This is a genomic window from Ruminococcus sporogenes (genome assembly GCF_054655175.1).
Window position 1 is genome coordinate 1 of the sequence record NZ_BAAHOA010000015.1, and the last position, 1,833, is coordinate 1,833.

Sequence of the window (1,833 nt, forward strand, 5' to 3'; positions counted from 1 at the left end):
GATGCAATAAATAGTAATTTTACTAAATCTCCTGGCGTAGTACCGGGTAAGATTTCTAATTATCCAGGGTATGCTGTAGTCGGCGAACAGTTGTTGTTCAGTCTCAGCGGAGCAAATGGCGGTGTTCCTCCTTATAAATACCAGTGGACATTCTATTCAGTGGGGAACGCAAGCTATGTAACAGTAAATGGACAGAGCGCATACCATTCCTTTGAGCACGCTGGATTGCATTATGTTGTGGCTACTGTTACTGACTCGGTTGGAAATACGGCTTCAACATCCTATGTGGTAAAAGTATACAATCCCCTTACAATATCCGTTAAGGTCAGCTCTTCAAAAGTTTATGCGGGTGTACCAGTAACATTTGACTACTCCATAAGCGGTGGTTCAGGAGTATACAATGTTTCTTACAACCTTGGGAATGGTGTTACCGGTAACACCGGGTGGTCTAAACTATCAGCCGGTTCCGTAAACACCGTATATGCGAATCCAGGCCAGTACCTTGCTGCGTTTGAAGTCTTTGACTTTGCAGGATTGCATTCTTCCAGCACGTATTATGTCAACGTTTCAATAGCTCAGACGAACGCCACAATAGCACCATTGAGTGTGTATTCAGTTCTAAATACAAAACCATATGCAGCCCAGAACATAACGAGCATACCCGAGGGGAAGGTGCTCTTTGATACGCTTCATGTAAAAGGAGGTACAGGTTGGTACAACTATACAGTAATATGGGGAGACGGTTCTGTTTCCTACTATTCAAGTGCATTCACAAACAATGCAGCTCCCTATTTCTCACACACATATACCGTCCCGGCTCTTTACATAATAAGGGTATACGTTAACGACTCCATAGGTACCAGTGCCTTTGATCAGCAGGTAATAAAGGTAACTTATGTCCCACCTAGTGTAAGAATGGGATATTCTATTCCGTCCACCTATCTTCCATTGGCTGCTAACTTTACGGTGACATCAATAACAGTTAACATTACAGTGGCAAATAATGGAATAGGGTTGTGGGGAAATATCTCAAATGGCAAATCGCCCTATACCTGGACATTATACAACTCCACAAAGAAGGTCAGCAGTGGAACTGCGAAATATGCCTTTACGCCATTCTACCTTTACGATTTTAAGACAGACGTTCCAGGCACTTACCACTTCCAGCTAAATATTTCAGATTCCTATGGAAACAACGCCACTGCAGAATTCACCATAGTTGTAGTATCCTCACGCCTTCAGGTGCTGCTCACAGATAACATAGGAACTACAGTGGGAGTGGGTACCCCAGTGAAGTACTATGCATACCTCCTTAACGTAATGGCCAACGCATCTGGTGATGCTAACGTCACCATAGTCTTTAACAATGGCACAGTGGGTACTGCTGCGGGTAATGTTACCATACATCTATCCTGGACCGGCCTTACACCCTATTCAATAAACTTCGCGTGGCCCAACCCACTAAATATAACGCTCTACATAGATAAAGCATATTTGAACAAGGAGCCAGGAAATGCTACTAACGTCACATACCACGTTCAGGGAACATTCACCGCCTTTGTGACTGCGAACTATGGAACGAAATACGATAACTCAACCGCAGCGCCGTATTACTTCACAGAGGCAACCTTCACAGTGAATGTTTTGCCATTGAAACCCTTGAATTATGTCGCATACTGGTCACCGCTTCCACCGGTTCAGTATGTGGGCAATCCCATTACAGTGGAATTAAATATTACAGGTGGCAATGGTCTTTATGTGCTTAAGATAGCAAATATACCATCCATATCCATATTGGTCCCATCCAGCGAAAGTGCCATGGTGACAGAACAA

General features: G+C 43.7%; 1 protein-coding gene. It reads left to right on the forward strand.

Translation table 11 applies throughout. The features are described 5' to 3' along the window. Window positions 1–1,833 (forward strand): PKD domain-containing protein (locus ACYQ0N_RS15160; RefSeq protein WP_460163157.1); only part of this gene is annotated, 1,833 nt, incomplete at both ends.